The sequence below is a fragment of the Chryseobacterium sp. RR2-3-20 genome (assembly GCF_017808115.1).
GTDB classification, from domain to species: Bacteria; Bacteroidota; Bacteroidia; order Flavobacteriales; family Weeksellaceae; genus Chryseobacterium; species Chryseobacterium oryzae.
In genome coordinates this window covers 1-1,444 of the sequence record NZ_JADQBD010000147.1, presented here as the reverse complement: position 1 = coordinate 1,444, position 1,444 = coordinate 1, and the positions used below count along the sequence as shown (strand labels likewise).

Annotated in this window: 2 protein-coding genes; both read left to right on the top strand. The window is 26.0% G+C overall.

Annotated elements, in window-relative coordinates:
* Window positions 1-94: 94 nt before the first annotated feature.
* The gene (locus tag IV513_RS15405) at window positions 95-862 is read left to right on the top strand and encodes a GLPGLI family protein (protein ID WP_209391435.1); all 768 of its coding nucleotides are present in this window, start codon (window positions 95-97) and stop codon (window positions 860-862) included.
* A gap of 120 nt (window positions 863-982) precedes the next feature.
* Window positions 983-1,372 carry a hypothetical protein gene (locus tag IV513_RS15400; RefSeq protein WP_209391434.1) on the top strand — a complete coding sequence of 130 codons (390 nt, stop codon included), beginning with the start codon at window positions 983-985 and terminating at the stop codon, window positions 1,370-1,372.
* Window positions 1,373-1,444 lie beyond the last annotated feature (72 nt).

Sequence of the window (1,444 nt, the reverse complement as noted above, 5' to 3'; positions counted from 1 at the left end):
TCAAGGGGTTCTTTTTTGAAATTAAATGTAAAGCTAAATGTAAAATAGGTATTTAGGCTGTTTCTATTTTTAATAATTTTTATTTAGGACAGTATTGGGTCAGAACAAATTATTTCTTTATGACTATAAATTCATTCCAGATTCCACAAATAAAAAAAATGTTAGGGAAGAATTAATGATTTTAAATATCCAAAAAGGTAAATCGGAATTTTATAGTTCTGAAATGTATAATGCAGACTCAATTATGTTAGCAGAAAGTAATAAAGGAAATTTTGCAATGCCTCCAAATAAAGAAATGATTCGTGATAGAGTTATAAAATATTTTGATTCAAACCAAATAGATTATATAACTTTTATGTCTTCTAATAAGTTTATTGTTAAACAGCACATTGATTTAAAATGGAAATTAGAGAATGAATTTTCAAAAATTTTAAATTATGATGTTCAAAAAGCTACAACGGAATTTGGAGGAAGAAAATGGATAGCTTGGTTTACCAAAGAAATTCCAGTCCAAGATGGACCCTACAAATTCAAAAATCTTCCTGGATTAATTTTAAAAATAGAAGATTCTAATCAAAATCATATATTTGAAATAAAAGGAATTAAAAACAATACAACAGATTTTGAATACCCAAATTTGAATAATTATCAAGAATTTAAATTAAGTTATGATCAATTTGCTAAAAAATTTAAAAATTATCGCAAGAATCCAACAGCCGATTTAGTTGATCAAATCCCTGACCAAACAGACGCTGACGGAAACTTTAGAACTTCTACACAAATATTAAAGGAATGGAACGATAAATTGTTAGACCGTTTTAAGGAAGATAACAATATAATTGAAATAAACTTGCTCAAATAAAAGATACTACAGCTAACATGGAACTACGGTAACAACCAAATTTACTATAAGGTTTTTAGCAAAAATTCTAAAAATACACTTATCCCGATTTCAAGGCAAAAAATACTATTTTAGAAAAATATGGGATTAAATCCTTTATTAAAAACCCATAATATTTTTGTGCGAGTTAACTTCTTACCTTGGCTAAAAGTTTTAAACAAAATCTCCTTGAAAATAAATAGAAGAATTTTTAAATATATCAATTTAATTGCATACATATTCTTTGTAAGCAGTTGTAATTCACAAACTTTCCAAAAAAAAGAATATTCATTTTCTAAAGCAAAGAACGAAAAAGCTACATTAATCCTCTTTCCCTGCTTTGTATGTGATAAAACCAATACTCAAACAGAAGCATTTTTTTTGAAAAACATCCAAAAAGCCGGAATTTCAACCCTACTTTTAGACTACAATCAAAAACTATTTTTATACGAAAATGAAAAAGAAAAAATGAATATCCGTAATTTATCATAACTTTTGTATATTTGTAGTAATCAAACAATTAGATATGAATTTATTCAGTTTTTCAGCACATTTTGGGACAGA

Coding starts and splice junctions, on each gene's coding strand:
- IV513_RS15400 (WP_209391434.1), top strand. CDS start 983: ATGGGATTAAATCCTTTATTAAAAACCCATAATATTTTTGTGCGAGTT.